An 18622-nucleotide genomic window follows, 5' to 3' on the forward strand; every position below is an offset into this window, starting at 1 on the left:
CTCACGACCCGGACGCCGCCCGCACCTGCCCGGTCATCTGCGGCAGCGCGCCGAGCGCCTCCACGGGCGGGTTCGGGCCGGGCAGGAGCAGGTAGTCGGGCGTGAACCCGGAAAACTCCCGCAGACGCTCGAGATTCGGCACGCGCACGCTCTTGCGCCCGCTCTCGATCAGGCCGGCCCTGCGCAGATCGGAGAGGACGCGCGAGAGGTGGACGTTCGAGAGCCCCGCCGTGTCGGCCAGTTCGGACTGCGCCAGCGGCAGGCGGTAATCGGGCTCCAGGCCGAGGCCGACGGCGTTCAGGCGCGCGAAGAGCTCGCAGATGATGTGGGCGACCTGCCTGTCGGCGGACCGGCGCCCCACCCCGACGAGCCATTCCTGCAGGACGGCCTCGTCGACCAGGATCGACCACCAGAGGGCGCGGTAGATGTTGGGCCGGAGGGCGGCGAGTTCCTTGATCGTCCGGTAGGGGACCGAGGCGACGGTGCAGGGCGTCAGCGTCGCTACGGAGTGGATCGCCCGGTTGAGCAGGGACGCGTGCAGGTCGCAGCCGTCGCCGGGCACGAGGTAGGCGAGGATCGAGCGCCCCCCGTCGGGCACCAGCTTGTAGCGGCAGGCGAACCCGTCGAGGATCACGTAGGCGGCGTCGGGCCGCACGCCTTCCGAGACCAGGTCGCGGCCCGCCTCGACCTGCGCGACATCGCTGGTCGCCGCTGCCAGGGCGGCCACGTCGCCCTCGTCCAGGTTCGCGCGCAGGGCCAGCTTCCGAAGGAAGGGGTTCAAGGGATCTCCCGGACATCCTGCCCCGCGCGCGGAGCTGCCTCTGCGTAAACGCGTGACGGCTTATCCTTACTCCGCGAACGCATCAAATGATCGCCACGCCCGGATGCGGCTCTCGGCGCGATCGGACCGGGGCCGCCTCCCGGCATCGGCCGCGAAGGTCGCGACAAGTCGCGCTGGGGTCGCGCCGCGTCGTGCCCGTCGGGGCATGGGGCCGGGTCGGCGTATCAGGAGAGCGACAGCGTGCGCAGGACGATGCCGTTCGCGTCGTGGATCTCCATCCGCCAGCCCGCCGCGGCGTCCGGCAGCTCGCCGGCCTTCCGGAACTCCTCGATCAGCACCAGCGCCTCCGCCTCGGCGTGCGCGACCGACGCGGCGAGGACGCCGGTCTCGTCCTCGATCGTCTCGCCGTCGCTCCTCAGGCGGAAATAGTAGCGCTCTGCCATGACAGCCTTCAGCCCAGGACCCCCTCCCGCCCCGGCGGACGGGCGCCGCCCGCCCCGCGGGCTGAGGTAAGTGGCATCGATCCGCATCCGTTCAACGTGCCGGCGAGATTGCGGTCGCCGGTGCCCATCGCTTGGTCCGCCCGCCCCCCGGCGTGCCCCCCGACGCCGCAGGACGCGGCACGGCGTTGCCGCTCCGGCGGGCGAAACGCCGTCCTTCTGGGCGCCGGCGCGCCCCGAGCAGCCTCCCAGCGCGCCATGCCTAAATAATTGGCACACGATTTGCGAAGCCCGCCCCGTCGCGAGGAAGACGACGCAGGGGACCGCCATGAAGGCATTTGGAACTTGGGCCTCGGCCGCCGCGCTGGCCGCCGGGCTGGCGATGGGCACGCTGGGAGCGGGCGCCGCCCGGGCGCAGGAGACCATCAAGGTCGGGATCCTGCACTCGCTGTCGGGCACGATGGCGATCTCGGAGACCACCCTCAAGGACGCGATGCTGATGCTCATCGCCGAGCAGAACGCCAAGGGCGGCGTGCTGGGCAAGAAGCTGGAGCCGGTGGTGGTCGATCCGGCCTCGAACTGGCCGCTCTTCGCCGAGAAGGCCCGCGAGCTGATCAGCAAGGACAAGGTCGCGGCCGTGTTCGGCTGCTGGACCAGCGTGTCGCGCAAGTCCGTGCTGCCGGTGTTCAAGGAGCTCGACAACATCCTGTTCTACCCCGTCCAGTACGAGGGCGAGGAGAGCGAGCGGAACGTGTTCTACACCGGCGCCGCCCCGAACCAGCAGGCGATCCCGGCGGTCGACTACCTGATGTCGGAGGATGGCGGCGGCGCCAAGCGCTGGGTGCTCGAGGGGACCGACTACGTCTACCCGCGCACCACCAACAAGATCCTCGAAGCCTACCTCAAGTCCAAGGGGGTCAAGGACGAGGACATCATGATCAACTACACGCCGTTCGGCTTCTCGGACTGGCAGACGGAGGTCTCGAAGATCAAGGCGTTCGGCTCGGCCGGCAAGAAGACCGCCGTGGTCTCGACCATCAACGGCGACGCCAACGTGCCGTTCTACAAGGAGCTCGGCAACCAGGGCATCAAGGCCACCGACATCCCGGTCGTCGCCTTCTCGGTGGGCGACGAAGAACTAAAAAAAAACGACGCCAAGCCGCTGGTCGGCCACCTCGCGGCCTGGAACTACTTCGAGTCGATCAAGACGCCGGAGAACGAGGCCTTCATCAAGAAGTGGCAGGCGTTCAAGAAGAACCCCAAGGCCGTCACCAACGACCCGATGGAGGCCCACTATATCGGCTTCAACATGTGGGTGAAGGCGGTCGAGAAGGCCGGCACCACCGACCCCGACAAGGTGATCGACGCGCTGCCGGGCATCGAGCAGAAGAACCTCACCGGCGGCACCGCGAAGATGCTGCCGAACCACCACATCACCAAGCCGGTCTTCATCGGCGAGATCGAGGCGAACGGCCAGTTCAACGTGGTGTGGAAGACCGAGGGCCTGATCCCCGGCGAGGCGTGGTCGAAGCAGCTCGAGGGCTCGAAGGACCTCGAGGCCGACTGGGTCAAGCTCAAGTGCGGCAACTACAACACCAAGACCAAGTCCTGCGGCGGCGCGTAAGCCGCCTTATCCCCTCCCCAGGCGATCCCGGGCCTGCCCGGGATGCGCTCAAGCTTGCGGGGAGGGGTAGGGGTGGGGGTGGTGCAGGAGGCACCGCCACGCTCGATCCTGAACCACCCCCACCTCCGGCTCCTCCCCGCAAGGGGGAGGAGAGTTCCGCTGCGCCAGAAGTGCCATGCTCCGTCTCCTGCCCCTCCTCGTCCTGCTGCTCTGCGCCCCGGCGCTCGCCCAGGCGCCCGATCCCTACGGCCAGCTCGCCGGCGACGGCTACGCCGAGATCGAGGCCGGCGTCTCCGGCCTCGCCGCCTCTGGCGACCCGCGCGCCGACGCGATCCTCTCGGCCCTGTCGGACGGCCGCCTGCTGCTGGGCCCGGACAAGTCGCTGCTCATCCGGCAGGGCGGCGCCGTCGTGGACGCGAGGACAGGCGCCCCGGCCGCCGACAGCCCCGACCTCAAGCCGGTGCGGGCCAACAACCGCGTCCGCCGGGCGATCGAGGCCGCCCGCGGGCAGCTCGACCTCGCGAGCCCCGACCCGGCCCGGCGCCGGGCCGCCGCCGACGCGGTGTTCAAGGCGCGGGACGCGGCCGCGCTGCCGGCCCTCGACGCGGCGCTCGCCCGCGAGACCAGTCCGGGCGTCCGGCAGGCGCTCACCGAGGCCCGCGCCGCCGTGCTGCTCGCGAGGCCCGGCACCGCGGAACCCGACCGGATTGCCGCGATTCCAGCCATCCAGGCCCGGGGCGATGGCGACGCGATGGGCATCCTGCGCGGTCTCGCGGCGGATCCGAGCGAGGCCGTGCGCGCCGCCGCCGCCCGCGGCATCGCGGCGATCGAGACGCGGCTCGCGATAATCGGCGCCCTCCAGAACGTCTGGTACGGCATCTCGCTCGGCTCGGTCCTGCTGCTCGCCGCCATCGGGCTCGCCATCACCTTCGGGGTGATGGGCGTGATCAACATGGCCCACGGCGAGATGGTGATGCTCGGCGCCTACACGACCTACCTCGTGCAGGAGCTGATCCGCACCAAGGCGCCCGTCCTGTTCGGCTGGTCGCTGGCGATCAGCATCCCCTGCGCGTTCCTGGTCGCCGGCCTCGTCGGGGTGCTGATCGAGCGGTTCATCATCCGCTTCCTGTACGGGCGCCCGCTGGAGACGCTGCTCGCCACCTTCGGGGTCAGCCTCGCGCTGCAGCAGGGCGTGCGCTCGATCTTCGGCCCGACCAACCGCGAGGTCGGCGCCCCCGCCTTCATGAGCGGCGCCTTCGACTTCTACGGCCTGTCGATCACCTGGGGCCGGATGTGGATCATCGTGTTCGCGTTCGCCGTGTTCCTGGGCCTCCTGTTCGTGCTGCGGAAGACGTCCTTCGGCCTGAAGACCCGGGCGGTCACCCAGAACCGCCGCATGGCCGCCGCGATGGGCATCCGCACCCCCTACGTCGACGCCCTGACCTTCGGGCTCGGCTCCGGCATCGCGGGGATCGCGGGCGTCGCCCTCTCGCAGATCGACAACGTGTCGCCCAATCTCGGCCAGGGCTACATCATCGACTCGTTCCTCGTGGTGGTGTTCGGCGGCGTCGGCAACCTCTGGGGGACGCTGGTGGCGGCGCTGACGCTCGGCGTCGTGAACAAGCTCGCCGAGCCGTATATCGGCGCGGTGCTCGCCAAGATCGGCCTCCTGATCTTCATCATCCTGTTCATACAGAAGCGCCCGCGCGGCCTGTTCGCGCTCAAGGGCCGGGCGGTGGAATCGTGAGCCCCATGCCGCCTCGCACCCCCCTCATCGACTTGAAGGGCTGGATCTTCCTCGCCGTCCTGGCCGCCTTCTGCCTCGCCGTGCCGGTGCTGAATCTCGCGGTGCCGGAGGGCTCCGGCCTGCACCTGCCGACCTACCTCGTCTCGCTCTTCGGAAAATACCTCGCCTACGCGCTGCTCGCGGTCAGCCTCGACCTCGTCTGGGGCTATTGCGGCATCCTCTCGCTCGGCCACGGGGCGTTCTTCGCCCTCGGCGGCTACGCGATGGGCATGTACCTGATGCGCCAGATCGGCGCCCGGGGCGTCTACGGCAACCCGGTCCTGCCCGACTTCATGGTGTTCCTGAACTACAAGGCGCTGCCCTGGTACTGGTACGGCTTCGACCACTTCGCCTTCGCGGCCCTGATGGTGCTGCTGGTGCCGGGCCTGCTGGCCTTCGTGTTCGGCTGGCTCGCCTTCCGGTCGCGGGTGACCGGCGTCTACCTGTCGATCATCACCCAGGCGCTGACCTACGCGCTGATGCTCGCCTTCTTCCGCAACGACATGGGGCTGGGCGGCAACAACGGGCTGACCGATTTCAAGGATCTCCTGGGCGTCTCCGTCCAGTCCCAGAATTTCCGCGTCGGCATCTTCGTGGCCACCGGAATCGCGCTGGCTTTGGGCTACCTGATCGCCCGGGTCATGACGGTCTCGGCCTACGGCAAGATCCTGATCGCCGTGCGCGACGCCGAGAGCCGCACGCGCTTCCTCGGCTACCGGCCGGAGCACTTCAAGACGCTGGCCTTCACGGTCTCGGCCATGATGGCGGGCGTCGCCGGCGCCCTCTACGTGCCGCAGGTCGGCATCATCAACCCGGGGGAGTTCGCGCCCACCAACTCCATCGAGACGGTCATCTGGGTGGCGGTGGGCGGTCGCGGCACGCTGGTCGGCGCGGCGCTCGGCGCCGTGCTGGTCAACTACGCCAAGACCGTGCTCACCGGCGCGATGCCGGACGCGTGGCTGTTCGCGCTCGGCGGCCTGTTCGTGTTCGTGACGCTGTTCCTGCCGCGCGGCCTCGTCGGCACCGCGATCGAGCGGTTCGGCTCCCGGCGCGCCGCCGCCAAGCTGCCGCCGGAGCCCGCCATCGCCCCGAAACTCGCCGAAGAAGGGCAGGGCTCGTGAGCACCGACCTCCTCGAACCGCCGGATGCCGCTGCCCGCGGCCCCGCCAACCGGAAGCGCGAGACGGACGCGCTCCTCTACCTCGACGACCTGCGGGTGACCTTCGACGGCTACAAGGCCCTGCGCGGCCTGTCGCTGACGCTGGCCCGCGGCGAGTTGCGGGCGATCATCGGCCCGAACGGCGCCGGCAAGACCACCATGATGGACTGCATCACCGGCAAGACGCGGCCGGACAGCGGCATCGCGCTGTTCGACGGCACCCACGATCTGCTCAGGAGCGACGAGCCGGCGATCGCCGACCTCGGCATCGGCCGCAAGTTCCAGAAGCCCACCGTGTTCGAGAGCCACACGGTCGCCGACAACATCCTGCTCGCCCTCAAGGGGCCCCGCGCCGCCTTCGCGTCCCTGTTCGGCTGGCGCAACCGGGTGGAGGCCGCGCGGATCGATTCCCTGCTGGAGACCGTCGGCCTGCTGGCCCACCGGGGCCGCCCGGCGGCCGATCTCAGCCACGGCCAGAAGCAGTGGCTGGAGATCGGCATGCTGCTCGCGCAGGACCCCAAGCTCCTGCTGGTCGACGAGCCGGTGGCCGGCATGACCGACGCCGAGACCGCCGAGACCGCCCGCCTGCTGCGCCGCATCGCCGGCGAGCACGCCGTGCTGGTGGTCGAGCACGACATGCACTTCGTCCGGGACCTCGGCTGCCGGGTCACCTGCCTGCACGAGGGCGCGGTGCTGGCCGAGGGCTCGATCGACGCCGTCTCGGCCGACCCGCGGGTCGTCGAGGTGTATCTGGGACGATGACCATGCTCTCCGTCGACGGCATCGACCTCTATTACGGCGCCGCGCAGGCGCTCCGCGGCGTCTCGCTGACGGCCGAGGCCGGGCGGGTCACCACGGTCCTGGGCCGCAACGGCGTCGGCAAGACCTCGCTGCTGCGGGCGATCGTCGGCCAGCAGCCGGTGCGCTCCGGCGCGATCCGTCTCGACGGCCGCCCGATCCAGGGCCTCGCGCCCTACGACCGGGCGCGCGCCGGGATCGCCTTCGTGCCCCAGGGCCGCGAGATCTTCCCGCTGCTCACCGTCAAGGAGAACCTGGAGACCGGCTTCGCGCCGCTCAGGCGCCGCGACCGCCATATCCCGGGGGAGATCTACGACCTGTTCCCGGTGCTCAAGGACATGCTGCACCGGCGCGGCGGCGACCTCTCGGGCGGCCAGCAGCAGCAACTCGCCATCGGCCGGGCGCTGGTGACGCGGCCGAAGCTCCTCGTGCTCGACGAGCCCACCGAGGGGATCCAGCCCTCGATCATCAAGGATATCGGCCGGGCGATCACCTACCTGCGCGGCAAGGGCGAGATGGGGATCGTGCTGGTCGAGCAGTATTTCGAGTGGGCCCGGGACCTCTGCGACTCCTACGCGGTGATGGATCGCGGGCAGGTGGTGCTGGCCGGCCCCCGGGCCGGGCTGGTCGAGGCCGACGTGCTCCGCTGGATGTCCGTCTAGCGGGCCCGCCGCACGTCCCGCCGCACGTCCCGCCGGCGCCGGGCCCGGGAATACCGCACTTCGATCCGGATATCGGGACGGATAATCAACAATCGGAGCGCGGCTGGGGCCGACATCGACCGCCAAATCTGTGCACACGGCCCCGGTTGGCCAATGTTAAAACACAATTCAGGTCCGCCATGGGGCACAACCACGGGGGGCCCATGACGATCCTGGATCCGATCACCGGCGAGCTGGTCACCATCGCCGTTCCGCGGCCGCGGCCGCAGGCCGGCCCGCGCTGACGGGCGGCGCGCTGTCATGACGAACGCGACCGATCGAAGGGCCGGCCGCCGCGGCGTCCGCGGCGGCCGTGCCCAGGTCCGGACGGTGCCGCCGGGCCTGCTGCTGGCCGGCGGCGTGGGGGCGAACGCCCCGCTGACGGCCGTCGACCTGATCGCCCAGGCCCGCGCGGCCCGGCGGGAGGCCGAGGCCCGCGACGGCGCGGACCGCGCGGAGCAGGGCTGACGCGGCGACCGGGGCCGCCGAGCCGGCCGCCCGCCTCTTGAGATCACCCGCGCGGGATGGTCAGAAGGCCGGCAGTCTCGCGGCAGCCGGCGGGTGGGTCATGAAGTTCGGCGTCCTGATCCTGGCCGGCGCCTGCGGCGTCCTCGTCGGGATCGTCATCGGATACGTCGCGGGAACGCGACTCAGCCAGGCCTTCGCGCAATTGCCGGTGACGGACCGCTCTCCCGCTGCGCAGGCGCTCCGGATCGTGGACCGCATCGCGACCGAGCACGGCCTCGCGCGGGACGCGCTGCTCCGGGCGATGCTCGACCAGCAGGGCGGCCGGACGGGGACCGCGCGTCCCGGCGAGGAGCCGGGCAGGGAGCCGGGCAGGGCCCCGGGCGAACCGGCCCGGTAGGGCGCCGACCGCGCCTCACGCGGCCGGCGCCGGCCGGGGGCGCAGCCGGAGGCTCGCGGCGGTGAGCACGGAGCGCAGCTCGGCCGGCCGGACCGGTTTCGAGAGGATCGGGATGTCCGGCGCCCCCAGATCCTCGCGCACGCGCGCCTCGTCGTGGCCGCTCATCACCACCGCCGGCAGCGGGCGGCCGGCGAGCCTCCGGACCGCCGCGATGCAGTCCGTCCCCGTGACGCCGTTCCCGAGCTCGAAATCGGTGATGAGGAGGTCGATCTCCGGCACGGCGTCGGGGATCCCGGTCTCGGGCCGGACGCGGCAGCCCCATTTCTCCAGCAGGCTGGCGGTCGCCTGCAGCACGGCAGCGTCGTCCTCCACCAGCAGCACGCGCAGGCCGCCGATCGTCGCCGGCGGGTCGAGCCGGGCGGGGAGGGCCGCGGGCTGCGGGGCCCGGGCGAGGGGCAGGTCACCGATCGTCACGCAGGTCCCGCGCCCCGGCACCGAGCGCAGCGTCACCGTCAGGTCCAGGAGCGCGCCGAGCCGCCGGACGATCGGCAGGCCGAGGCCCACCCCCTCGACGTCCCGGTCGCCGCGGCGGCGGACTTGGTAGAACTCGTCGAAGACCCGCTCCTGATGCGCGACCGGGATCCCGGGGCCGCGATCGTAGACCTGGATGGCGAGCTGGTCGCCCCGCCGGCGGCAGGCGATCAGGATCGGCCGGCCGGGCGCGTACTTGATCGCGTTGTTGACGATGTTCTGGACCATGGTCGTGAGCAGGGCCCGGTCGGTGCGCACCACGACCGCGCAGGCGCGGCTGCGCAGGGCCGTCCCGGCGATCTGGGCGGCCTCGGAGTTCTGGCGCCGGACATCCTCGAGGATGTCGTTGATCGCGACGGGCTCGGGCCGGGGCTCCACCCGTCCGCTGTCGAGGGTCGAGATGTCCAGGAGCGACTTGAACAGGCGCGAGACGCTCTGCAGCGACCGGTCGATGTTCTCGACCATCTGCAGCTCCTCCGGCCCCAGCCGGGCGCCGCGCAGGCAGGCGGTGAACAGGCTGATGGCGTGGATCGGCTGGCGCAGATCGTGGCTCGCCTGCGCCAGGAAGCGCGACTTGGACAGGCTCGCCTCCTGCTCGCGCTCGTAGGCGCCGCGCAGGCGCTCCAGCAGGCTGTAGATGTAGGTCGGCACGAGGACGGTGATGGCCGTCAGCGTCAGGACGAGGAACGGGTTCGCGCGCCAGTACGCGTTGAAGTACGTGGTGACCGCGATCGAGACCAGGGCCGCCGCCGTGGACGCCTTCAGGGCGGTGACGCCGTAGCGCAGGCCGTTGCCGACGATCAGCCGGATGACGATCGCGTAGAGCGGCAGGAACGGCGCGCCGCCCACCGCCATCGTGTAGGTCATCCCGCCGAGGTCGAGGAGGAAGGTGACGACGCGGCGCGGCGTGTTGCTGCCGGGGTTGCGGCTGATCCAGCCGTACAGCGCCACGGCGAAGACCCAGTGGCACGTCACCAGATAGGCGACGAACCGGGCCTCCGGCGGGGCGATCCCGCCGTAGATCTGGGGCAGGAGATACAGGCAGGCGAGGCCGATGACGACGGCCCGGATCAGCGCCTGCGCCTTCTCGTTGTCGTAAGCCTCGTCCCGCCGGCGCCGCGACCCGAACATCGTCGGCTCAGGCCCGGCCGGCCGCGACGCCGAGACCGAGGCCGGGCACCCGCTCCGCCGGGACGGATCCCGCGGCGTCCGCCCTGAATCGCGCCGTGCCGGCCCCGGTCTCCCGCTGTCGCTTCATCGTGCAGTCGCCCTGCCGCGTCGCCGCCCGGGATCCGGGCAACGGCGCGCCGCCGTCGCCGATCGCGGACAGATCTGACAAGTCTACCTGAAGGTGATCGACGCCACCAGACGCGGCGGGAGCCCGCGATGTGGCGGCGCGGACGAGTCTTCGGTGCTAGAACCGCTTATTCAGTCTCCGCTACAATGGTCCTCGTGCTGCAGCGAGACGTTCCTGCGGAAAATATGCGGCAGATTATTTTTTACTTCACTGCAGGTCTGATCTCGTCGACCGGCCGCGCGCACGGTCGCGGGCGCCGTCAGCGGTAGGTGCCGGCGCCCGGATCGAATCGATAGACCCGGGCATCCCGGTCCGTGGCCGGACGCAGCGCCCCGTCCGCGCCCAGCACGGTGCCGCTCAGGGCGACTCGGACCGGGGGCCACGCGGCGGGATCGCGCGGATCCTCCGGCAGGATCTCGAGCCGTCCCGTGCTCGATCCCAGCCGGCAGGGATCCTCCGCGCAGCCGGCCGTCTCGTCGGCGCCCGCCGCGACCTCGCCCGCGAGCGTCCAGTGCGCCGGCGCGTCGCGGAACTGGAGGAGGAGGTACGAGAAGCCCTGCGATCCGGCCGTCCCGTAGACCGTGAGGCGCAGGCCCATCAGGAGGCGGCCCCGGCTCAGCGGCCTGAACACGGCGCCGAGCCGCTCGTCCACCTCTGGGGCGCCGCCGTTGCGGTTCCCGGTCCCGATCCGGCCGGACAGGACCTGCACGTCTTCGAGGCGCCAGCGCATATCCTTGAGGACGTAGGTGGCGGCCGCGACGCTCAGCTGGTCGGGCGCCGCGGCGTCCGCGCCCAAGGCCGGCATCGTGACGAAGCCGGTGAACCGGCTCCCGGTCTCGGTGGAGAACATCGCGGCGGTCCAGAATTCCGCCGTGCGGCCGTCCTTCATCCGGCAGGTCTCGGCCTCCTTGTCGGCGGGCCGCCCGCAGATCGCCGCCAGCACCGTGGCGCGGGGCAACATGGCGAGGTCGGGATCGGCCGCGGCGGGCGCGGCAGCCAGTCCGGCAGCCAGTCCGGCCGCCAGCACCGGCAGCACCGCCAGGGCCGGGCCCGTCAGAAAACGCCCGCGGGCTGCGCGCCCGTCTCCCCGTCCCGCCCCTCTCATGCGCCGGGCTCTGCCACGGAGCCCGGCACCGGGCCATTCGGACAGGTGTACGATCGGCCCCTCCGCACGGTCCGCCTCCTCAATCGCCGACGCCGGCCGTGGCGGCCTTCGCGGCCGCGGCGGACCGGGAGGTGACGTCGAGGGCGCGCAGGAGCGCCGAGACGTGGATGCGGACGGTGAAGGGGGAGATCTCCAGTTCCCGGGCGATCTCCTTGTTGGTGCGTCCCAGGGCGACGAGGCGCAGCACGTCGCGCTGGCGCTGCGTCAGGGGCGGGAGCGGGCCGCGCGGCGCGGCGAGACCCGAGACCGGGCTGCGCCGGATCACGAACTCGCCGTCGCGGATCGCCGCGATCGCCTGGGCGATCTCCGCGGCGGGCAGCGCCTTGCCGATGAAGCCGTCGGCACCCTCGGCCATGACGGTCCGGATCAGGCCCTCGTCCTCGATCATCGACACGACGATGATCGAGGCCCGCTCGAACTCGACGCGCAGCGCGCCGATGGAGTGGCGGGGATCGAGGCCGGGGAACAGGAGGTCGAGGAGGAACGCCCGCGGGGGCGCCCCGGCGCGGGCCATCGCCAGGACCTGCTCCATGGTGGCGGCCTCCCGGACCAGGGCCTGCGGGTAGAGCCGCTCCGCGATGCGCCGCATGCCCTCGCGGAACAGCGGGTGATCGTCGGCAACGATCAGGGTCTCTCGCGCGGAGCCGTTCATGCCACTCCCGGTCGCAGCATCGGAATCTATCCCCATGACGTCGCGGCGCGGAGCCATGCCGAGGAAAATCCCCGGCGTGTCAAGGCTGCGACGATAGGTCATATACACTAGTAGACCGGTTTTTTCCGCCTGCCTAGAAGTCGGCCGGTCATGGTGACAGGCATCGGCCCGCTAATTTCTTCGAATCTTTCCAAAAAGAGCGAGGCTGCAGGTCATGTCGTGCGCGCCGACGCGACGCACGAATTACGTCGTTCCATGTTCGGGGGCCCGCTGGATGTCGGAAGTCGAACACCAGAATGCTGAGCGGCAGGCTCAGGATAGGCTTTCCGAGCCCCGCGCGGCCCCGAGCGCCCCGCCCGCCGCCAAGCCGGGCCTCTCGCCGAGCCTCATCGCGATCGTGGGCGGCCTGGTGGCGGCCGGCGCCGTCGCGGGCGTGCTGCTCTCGGGCGGCGGCGAGACCGCCGGGACGGCCGCGCGCCCGGCCCTGACGCTGGTCAAGGCGGGCGAGATCGACAAGGCCGCCGAGACTCTGCCCTCCGACGAGAAGGACAAGATCGTCGCGGAGGCCAAGGCCTGCCGAGCCCCGCTGGGCCAGATGCGCCTGTCGAAGATGGCGGCCGATGCCGGCGGCGTGGTGCGCATCCGGGCCGGGAACTACCTGTCCCCCGCCTTCAACGTCGCCGACGGCCCGATCAACATCGCGGTCCCGTTCCCGGCGCCCTACGAGACCGGCAAGGGCGAGATCACCATCGAGGGCGCCGCCAAGGACGTCTTCGTCGAGCTGACGCCGGGCCTGAAGATCGACACGACCGGCGGCGTCCAGCGGATCCCCGTGATCTGGAATACCAGCAAGCCCTGCGGAGGCTGACGGATGTCGAAATCCGCCATCCTCCCCTTCGTCGTCTCCGGGCTGGTGGTCGCGGTCCTCACCCCGCTCCTGCTGAGCACCGATTACGGCCCGGTCGCTTGGTGGAACGCCGCCGGGCCGGAGCTGCGCTGGAAGGCGGCGATCGGGATCGCCGTCGCCCTGCTGGCGGCTCTGGGCCTCGCCGCGACCGCGACGGCCGCGCGGAAGGCGGAGGCCGGCCTCGGGCAGCCGGCCGGCGGCCTGCTGGCCCTGCCGCGCCTGATCGTGGCGCCGCGCCGGGTCGTGGAGACCCGGTCCCCCGAGGCCGTGATCGCGAATCTCGAGGCTATGGTCGGGCTCGCGCCGGTCAAGCGCGAGGTCAACGCCCTGATCGCGCGGCTGGAGCTGGAGCAGCGGCGGCGCGCCGAGGGCCTGCCGGTGGCGGCGATCAGCCAGCACATGGTGTTCACCGGGCCGCCCGGCGTCGGCAAGACCGAGGTGGCGCGGGCGATCGGCGAGATCTACCGGTCCCTCGAAGTGCTGCGCCGCGGGCATCTCGTGGAGGTCGACCGCGCGGCCCTGGTGGCGGGTTATGTCGGCCAGACCGCGGCCAGGACCCTCGAGAAGTGCCACGAGGCCCTCGACGGCATCCTGTTCATCGACGAGGCCTACACCCTGGCCGCCGGCGGCGGGGGCGGGAGCGACTTCGGCAAGGAGGCGATCGACACCCTCCTCAAGTTCATGGAGGACAACCGCGACCGGATCATCGTGATCGTCGCCGGCTACACCAACGACATGCGCCGGTTCATCGACACCAATCCCGGTCTCGCCGGCCGGTTCACCAAGACCGTCGAGTTCCCGCCCTACAGCCCGAAGGATCTCTGCGAGATCCTGAAGCGCATGGCGGCCCGGCAGCAATTCACGCTCCCCGAGGGGTTCGAGGCGGCGCTGACCCCCTGGCTCGCGCAGCGGTCCCGTGCCGACGACTGGTCGAACGCCCGCGAGATGCGCACCCTCCTGGAGAAGGCCCGCGAGGCCCAGGCCGCCCGGGTCGCCCTGCAGGGCGGCGACCTGCGCCGCCTGGAGATCGTCGATCTGCTCCGCGCCACCGGCGAGGACGCCTGAGGGCGGCCCGAGGGGCCACGCGCGCCCAGCACCCAGGCCATCACCAGGGCCAGCACCAGGGCCAGCACCAAGGTTCGCCACGTCCATGGAACGCCTCGACAAGCATCCGGTCGCGCTCTTCGCGGTCATCGTGCTGGGTGCCACCGGCCTGCTGGTCGCCCTGCGGCCGGACGTGCTCGGGTCGCTCGCCGCGACGCCGTCGGCGCTGCTGCGCCACGGCCTGATCCTCGGGGGCCTCGTCGGCGGCCTGCTCGCGGCGAGCTACATCCCGGCGCGGATCGAGGCGACGCGGCGCGCCCTGGACCGGGCCCGGGCGAGCCGCAAGATCCGCCCGATCCGCTTCGTCGACGACGGCGCGGCCGCGGAGAAGAAGGACCTCCTGGCCACCGCGCTCGCGACCCTCGACGGCATGGTCGGGCTCGACCCCGTGAAGCTGGAGGTGAAGGGCGTCATCGCCCGGATGCAGGTGGAGCAGCAGCGCCGCGCCCAGAACCTGCCGGTGGCGGCCATGAGCCAGCACATGGTGTTCACCGGCCCCCCCGGCGTCGGCAAGACCGAGGTGGCGCGGGTCCTCGGCAACGTCTTCAAGGCGCTGAAAGTGCTGCGCAAGGGCCACCTCGTGGAGGTCGACCGGGCCGGGCTGGTGGCGGGCTACGCCGGCCAGACCGCGATCAAGACCCTGGAGCGCTGCAAGGAGGCCCTCGACGGCATCCTGTTCATCGACGAGGCCTACGCGCTGGCTCCCGGCGGCGGGAGCGGCGGCGAGTTCGGCAAGGAGGCGATCGACACCCTCCTCAAGTTCATGGAGGACAACCGCGACCGGATCATCGTGATCGTCGCCGGCTACACCAACGACATGCGCCGGTTCATCGACGCGAATCCCGGCCTCGCCAGCCGGTTCACCAAGACCGTCGAGTTCCCGCCCTACAGCCCGCCGGAGCTCGCCGAGATCCTGAAGCGCATGGCCGCGGGCCAGGGCTTCGTCATGCCGGAGGGGTTCGAGAAGGACCTCGCCGCCTATGTCGGGGCCCGGTCGAAGGCCGAGGACTGGGCCAACGCCCGCGAGATGCGCACGGTCCTGGAGAAGGCCCGCCAGGCGCAGGCGCTGCGCCTCGCCGCCAGCCCCGGCGGCGACATCAACCGGCTCGAACCCGCCGACATCGCCGCGGCCCTCGGCCGCCAGGCCGGCGGCACGGTCGACATGGACGCGGCCCGGAAGGTCATGGCCCGCCTCGACGCGATGATCGGGCTCGCGCCGGTCAAGGAGCAGGTGAAGACCGTGGCGGCGCGGGTGCTGGTCGATGCCCGGCGCCGCGCCGAGGGCATCGAGGTCGGCGCGGTGAGCCAGCACATGGTGTTCACCGGGCCCCCCGGCGTCGGCAAGACCGAGGTGGCGCGCATCATGGGCGACATCTTCCGGACGCTCGGCGTCCTGCGGAAGGGGCACGTGGTCGAGGTCGACCGGGCCGGGCTGGTGGCAGGCTACGTCGGCCAGACCGCGGCCAAGACTCTGGAGCGCTGCCGCGAGGCCCTCGACGGCATCCTGTTCATCGACGAGGCCTACACGCTGGCCGAGGGCGGCGGGGGCGGCAGCGACTTCGGCAAGGAGGCGATCGACACCCTCCTCAAGTTCATGGAGGACAACCGCGACCGGATCATCGTGATCGTCGCCGGCTACACCGGCGACATGGCCCGGTTCATCGACACGAATCCCGGCCTCGCCGGCCGTTTCACCAAGACCGTCGCGTTCCCGGCCTACGACCCGTACGACCTCGTCGAGATCCTGCGCCTGATGGCGTCGCGGCAATCGTTCCGGCTGCCGCCGCGCTTCGAGACCCTGCTGATCCCGTGGGTCGAGCAGCGCGCGCAGCGGCACGACTGGGCGAATGCCCGCGAGATGCGCACGCTCCTGGAGCGCCTGCGCGAGGCCCAGGCGATGCGCCTCGCCAGCGATCCCCTGGGCGATTACGGCCAGTTCGAGCTCGTGGATGTCGAGCGGGCGCTCGGCGGCGGGGCCCCGCGCCCCGCCGCCCTGTCGTGACGGCCCGGGAGCCGTCGCAGCCATGAGCATCGCCCGCGAGGACTGGCTGCGCGCGCACGCGGCCCTCTGGTACGACGATCGCCGCTACCGCCTGGCCTGGCTCGCCCTGCCGCAGGCCGTGACCTGCGCGGTGGCGGGCCTGTGCATGGCGCTGGCCGCGCAGGGTGTCTGGGGTCTGCCGGCCACCGCCTCGAAGGCGCGGCTCGCCGAGCTGAGCGCCCTGCGCGACCGGGCCGGCAAGGACGGCGACCGCAAGGCGTTCGACGCGCTGACCGCCGCGGCCACCCAGGGCCAGATCGACGCCGCGACCAAGCTCGGGACGCTCTACGACCCCCTGACCGCCGCCTACTTCCCGAACAAGCCCGCGCCGAACGATTTCGTCCGGGCGGCCGCCCTCTACGGACCGGGCGCCACGATCGGCGATCTCCTGGCGGTCACGCGCCTCGCGGACGTGCTGCTCGACCCGGCCAACCCCAACCGCGACCTCCGGCGCGGCTGCCGCCTGGCCCAGACCTGGATCGACGCCCCCGAGACGCTCGAGCGTACGATCACCGGCGAGGAGCGGCTGACCGTCAAGCTCGCCACCTGCTACGTCGAGCCCGAGAGCGGCCTGCCGCAGGACCCGGTGCGGGCCGGGGGGCTGGTGACCGCGGTGCTGTGGCGCCGCCACCGGCCGACGATGGACGCCTTCATCAACAATCTCGGGCAGCAGAACCCCGCCCTGGTGTCGGGCATCCAGCGCCACCTGGCCGAGCAGCGCCGCTACATCGGCCCGGTGGACGGGCGGCCCAATCCCGGGATCATCACGGCCCTCCAGGTGGAGGCGGGGATCACCAACACGGTCGCGACCCCGCGGCCCGAGCCGCGGCGGGTGACGCCCAAGGGCCCGGATCCGGAGGTGCTGGCCCTCCAGGCCGCCGCCCGGACCGGCGACCGGCGGAAGATGGCCGACCTGAAGAGCCGCGCCGAGGCCGGGGACGCGGACGCGCTCACCGCCTACGCGCGCCTGTTCAACCCGGTGATGAACAAGGGCGACGTCTTCGCGCCGGACGCGCAGGTCGCCGTCGCCGCCTACGAGCGCGCCGCGGCCGCCGGCAACGGCATGGCGGCCGGCGAGGCGGCGGTGCTGTACGATTCCGGCTACGGCAACGTCGCCAAGGATCCCGGGAAGGCGGCGGCCCTCGCCCTGCGGGGCGTCGACCTCAAGGACGACCAGATCACCTTCTGGCTGCTGTTCCCGGAGGCGGGCAACTGGAGCGACGGGTTCTGGGGCGCGATCCAGGCCGCGCTGACCGCCCGCGGCTTCTACACGCTCCCGGTCGAGAACAAGCGCAATGCCGCGGTCATCACGGCCCTGCGCGCCTACATGAAAGCCAAGTCATGAGCGGCGCCACGATCGGGACCGACCGGCTCCGGGCGCACGCGACGCTCTGGTACGCGGACGCGCGCTACCGCCTCGCCTGGCTGGTCCTGCCCCAGGCCGCGGTCGCCCTCCTGGCCGGCCTCGCCCTGGCGCTGCTGAAGCCCGCGGGCGAGTGGGGCAAGCCCGCCGACAGCAAGGAGAACGAGAAGCTCTATCTCGACCTGCTCGACAAGGCCGGCAAGGACGGCGACCGGGCCGCCTTCGAGAAGCTGCGGACGGCCGCCGAGGCCGGCGACGTCAGCGCCCGCTCGTTCATGGGCGCCCTCTACAATCCCGAATGGGCCGCGGTCTACGCCAAGAACCCGGTCAAGCCCGACGCCGCCAAGGCGCTGACCTACTACCAGAAGCCCGCCGACCTCGGCTTCCCCGGGGCCCAGCGCGGCATGACCGAGCTCCTGCTCGACCCCGCCCGCGGCCAGCACGATCTCAAGCGGGGCTGCCGCTACGGGCTGGCCTTCCAGGCGAACCCGGTCGCGGCCCGGAACAACTACCTCGATTCCTGGTCGACGCTCTACTGGATCGCCGGCTGCTACACCGATGCCGGGAGCGGCGTCCCGCGGGATCCGCAGAAGGCCGCCGACCTCTACATGAACACGGTGGCGGCCAAGCTGTCGCGGGCGGTCACCACCTTCACGGACGAGCTCGGCCGCCAGCCCCCCGACCTCGTGGCGGCGATCCAGCGCGACCTCGCCAAGCGCGGCTTCTACACCGGGCCGGCCGACGGGACGGCGACGCCGCAGACGCGCGCGGCCGTGCAGGCCCTGGCCGGCCGGGGTGCCGGCCCGCAGGGCAACGCGGGAGCTGGCAGTGCGGGGGCAGGCAACCCCGGAGCCGGCAACACCGGCGCCGCGAAGCCCGCCGGCCCGCCGCCTCCGGCACCGCCCGCGGCAACGCCGAGCGTCGAGGACCTCATCGCGCTGTCGAAGAGCGCGGTCTCCAACGCCGCCGACGCGGCGAAGCTCCGGGGCCTGGCGGAGAGCGGCGTCCCGGTGGCGCAGTACCTCTACGCCGCGATGCACCTGTCCCCGGCCAACCGGGAGCAGCGGGTCACCGCGCCGGACGGCCCCCTGGCGGCCCGGTATCTCGAGCGCCTCGCGGTCGAGCGCTCCTTCGCCCCCGCGGCAGCCTCGGCGGCCTTCCTGTACGATCTCGGCGGCGCCGGCCTGCAGCGGGACCCCGCGAAGGCCGCCGACCTGACGATCCGCGCCCTCGAGCTCAAGTCCACCGAGATCCTGCAGAATCTCGAGCAGGACCAGTGGGGCGCCGGCTTCTGGGCCGCCCTCCAGCAACGCCTCGCCGACCGGAATCTCTACCAGGGCCGCGTCGTCGACCAGCGCAACGACCGGACCATCCAGGCGGCGCGCCGCCTCCTCGGCAATCCATAGGA

The 18622-nt window shown here is 71.9% G+C and carries 17 protein-coding genes; 12 read left to right on the forward strand and 5 right to left on the reverse strand.

Features of this window, described 5'->3' with window-relative positions; translation table 11 throughout:
* Window position 1: 1 nt before the first annotated feature.
* Window positions 2-781, reverse strand: coding sequence for a Crp/Fnr family transcriptional regulator (locus tag BM314_RS06155; protein ID WP_020095141.1), 780 nt, complete (start codon window positions 779-781; stop codon window positions 2-4).
* A gap of 224 nt (window positions 782-1005) precedes the next feature.
* Window positions 1006-1224, reverse strand: a complete 219-nt coding sequence (locus BM314_RS06160) for a DUF6894 family protein (protein WP_091977438.1) — start codon at window positions 1222-1224, stop codon at window positions 1006-1008.
* Between the two features lie 325 nt (window positions 1225-1549).
* Here BM314_RS06160 and urtA point away from each other — a divergent pair, with 325 nt between their 5' ends.
* The 7 genes from urtA (at window position 1550) to BM314_RS06195 (ending at window position 8154) form a co-directional block, all read left to right on the forward strand.
* A complete protein-coding gene (gene urtA, locus BM314_RS06165) occupies window positions 1550-2845 on the forward strand; it encodes an urea ABC transporter substrate-binding protein (RefSeq protein ID WP_091977440.1) in 1296 nt (431 codons plus the stop codon).
* A gap of 175 nt (window positions 2846-3020) precedes the next feature.
* Entirely contained in the window at window positions 3021-4592 is a 1572-nt protein-coding gene (urtB, locus tag BM314_RS06170) for an urea ABC transporter permease subunit UrtB (protein WP_091977441.1), read from the forward strand.
* 5 nt (window positions 4593-4597) lie between these two features.
* A complete protein-coding gene (urtC, locus tag BM314_RS06175) occupies window positions 4598-5752 on the forward strand; it encodes an urea ABC transporter permease subunit UrtC (RefSeq protein ID WP_056530760.1) in 1155 nt (384 codons plus the stop codon).
* A gap of 89 nt (window positions 5753-5841) precedes the next feature.
* A complete protein-coding gene (urtD, locus tag BM314_RS06180) occupies window positions 5842-6552 on the forward strand; it encodes an urea ABC transporter ATP-binding protein UrtD (RefSeq protein WP_042675143.1) in 711 nt (236 codons plus the stop codon).
* A gap of 2 nt (window positions 6553-6554) precedes the next feature.
* Window positions 6555-7250 (forward strand): urea ABC transporter ATP-binding subunit UrtE, encoded by a 696-nt coding sequence (gene urtE / locus BM314_RS06185; protein WP_091977443.1) that lies wholly within the window; start codon window positions 6555-6557, stop codon window positions 7248-7250.
* A gap of 300 nt (window positions 7251-7550) precedes the next feature.
* Window positions 7551-7757, forward strand: a complete 207-nt coding sequence (locus BM314_RS06190) for a hypothetical protein (RefSeq protein ID WP_020095148.1) — start codon at window positions 7551-7553, stop codon at window positions 7755-7757.
* A gap of 100 nt (window positions 7758-7857) precedes the next feature.
* Window positions 7858-8154 carry a hypothetical protein gene (locus tag BM314_RS06195; protein ID WP_042675131.1) on the forward strand — a complete coding sequence of 99 codons (297 nt, stop codon included), beginning with the start codon at window positions 7858-7860 and terminating at the stop codon, window positions 8152-8154.
* Between the two features lie 15 nt (window positions 8155-8169).
* Here the strand turns inward: BM314_RS06195 and BM314_RS06200 are convergent, their stop codons facing one another.
* The 3 genes from BM314_RS06200 to BM314_RS06215 form a co-directional block, all read right to left on the reverse strand.
* Entirely contained in the window at window positions 8170-9816 is a 1647-nt protein-coding gene (locus BM314_RS06200) for a hybrid sensor histidine kinase/response regulator (RefSeq protein WP_091977444.1), read from the reverse strand.
* A gap of 425 nt (window positions 9817-10241) precedes the next feature.
* On the reverse strand, window positions 10242-11087 hold the full coding sequence (locus BM314_RS06210) for a hypothetical protein (protein ID WP_244539853.1): 846 nt from the start codon (window positions 11085-11087) through the stop codon (window positions 10242-10244).
* Between the two features lie 79 nt (window positions 11088-11166).
* Window positions 11167-11799, reverse strand: a complete 633-nt coding sequence (locus BM314_RS06215) for a LuxR C-terminal-related transcriptional regulator (RefSeq protein ID WP_042671988.1) — start codon at window positions 11797-11799, stop codon at window positions 11167-11169.
* A gap of 274 nt (window positions 11800-12073) precedes the next feature.
* Between BM314_RS06215 and BM314_RS06220 the strand changes: the two genes are divergently transcribed.
* The 5 genes from BM314_RS06220 to BM314_RS06240 all read left to right on the forward strand — a co-directional run bounded on the left by BM314_RS06220 (window position 12074) and on the right by BM314_RS06240 (window position 18620).
* A complete protein-coding gene (locus BM314_RS06220) occupies window positions 12074-12667 on the forward strand; it encodes a hypothetical protein (protein WP_042671987.1) in 594 nt (197 codons plus the stop codon).
* A 3-nt stretch (window positions 12668-12670) separates the two neighbouring features.
* Window positions 12671-13771 carry an AAA family ATPase gene (locus BM314_RS06225; RefSeq protein WP_091977447.1) on the forward strand — a complete coding sequence of 367 codons (1101 nt, stop codon included), beginning with the start codon at window positions 12671-12673 and terminating at the stop codon, window positions 13769-13771.
* An 85-nt stretch (window positions 13772-13856) separates the two neighbouring features.
* Window positions 13857-15812, forward strand: coding sequence for an AAA family ATPase (locus BM314_RS06230; RefSeq protein ID WP_091977449.1), 1956 nt, complete (start codon window positions 13857-13859; stop codon window positions 15810-15812).
* Window positions 15813-15834: 22 nt separating this feature from the next.
* Window positions 15835-17196: a hypothetical protein gene (locus BM314_RS06235; RefSeq protein WP_091977450.1), complete on the forward strand. Its 1362-nt coding sequence runs from the start codon at window positions 15835-15837 to the stop codon at window positions 17194-17196.
* Window positions 17193-18620, forward strand: coding sequence for a peptidoglycan-binding protein (locus BM314_RS06240; protein WP_091977452.1), 1428 nt, complete (start codon window positions 17193-17195; stop codon window positions 18618-18620). The genes BM314_RS06235 and BM314_RS06240 overlap by 4 nt, the downstream gene beginning before the upstream one ends.
* The last annotated feature ends 2 nt before the right edge of the window (window positions 18621-18622 follow it).

The sequence above is a fragment of the Methylobacterium sp. 13MFTsu3.1M2 genome (assembly GCF_900112625.1).
Taxonomy (GTDB): Bacteria; Pseudomonadota; Alphaproteobacteria; order Rhizobiales; family Beijerinckiaceae; genus Methylobacterium.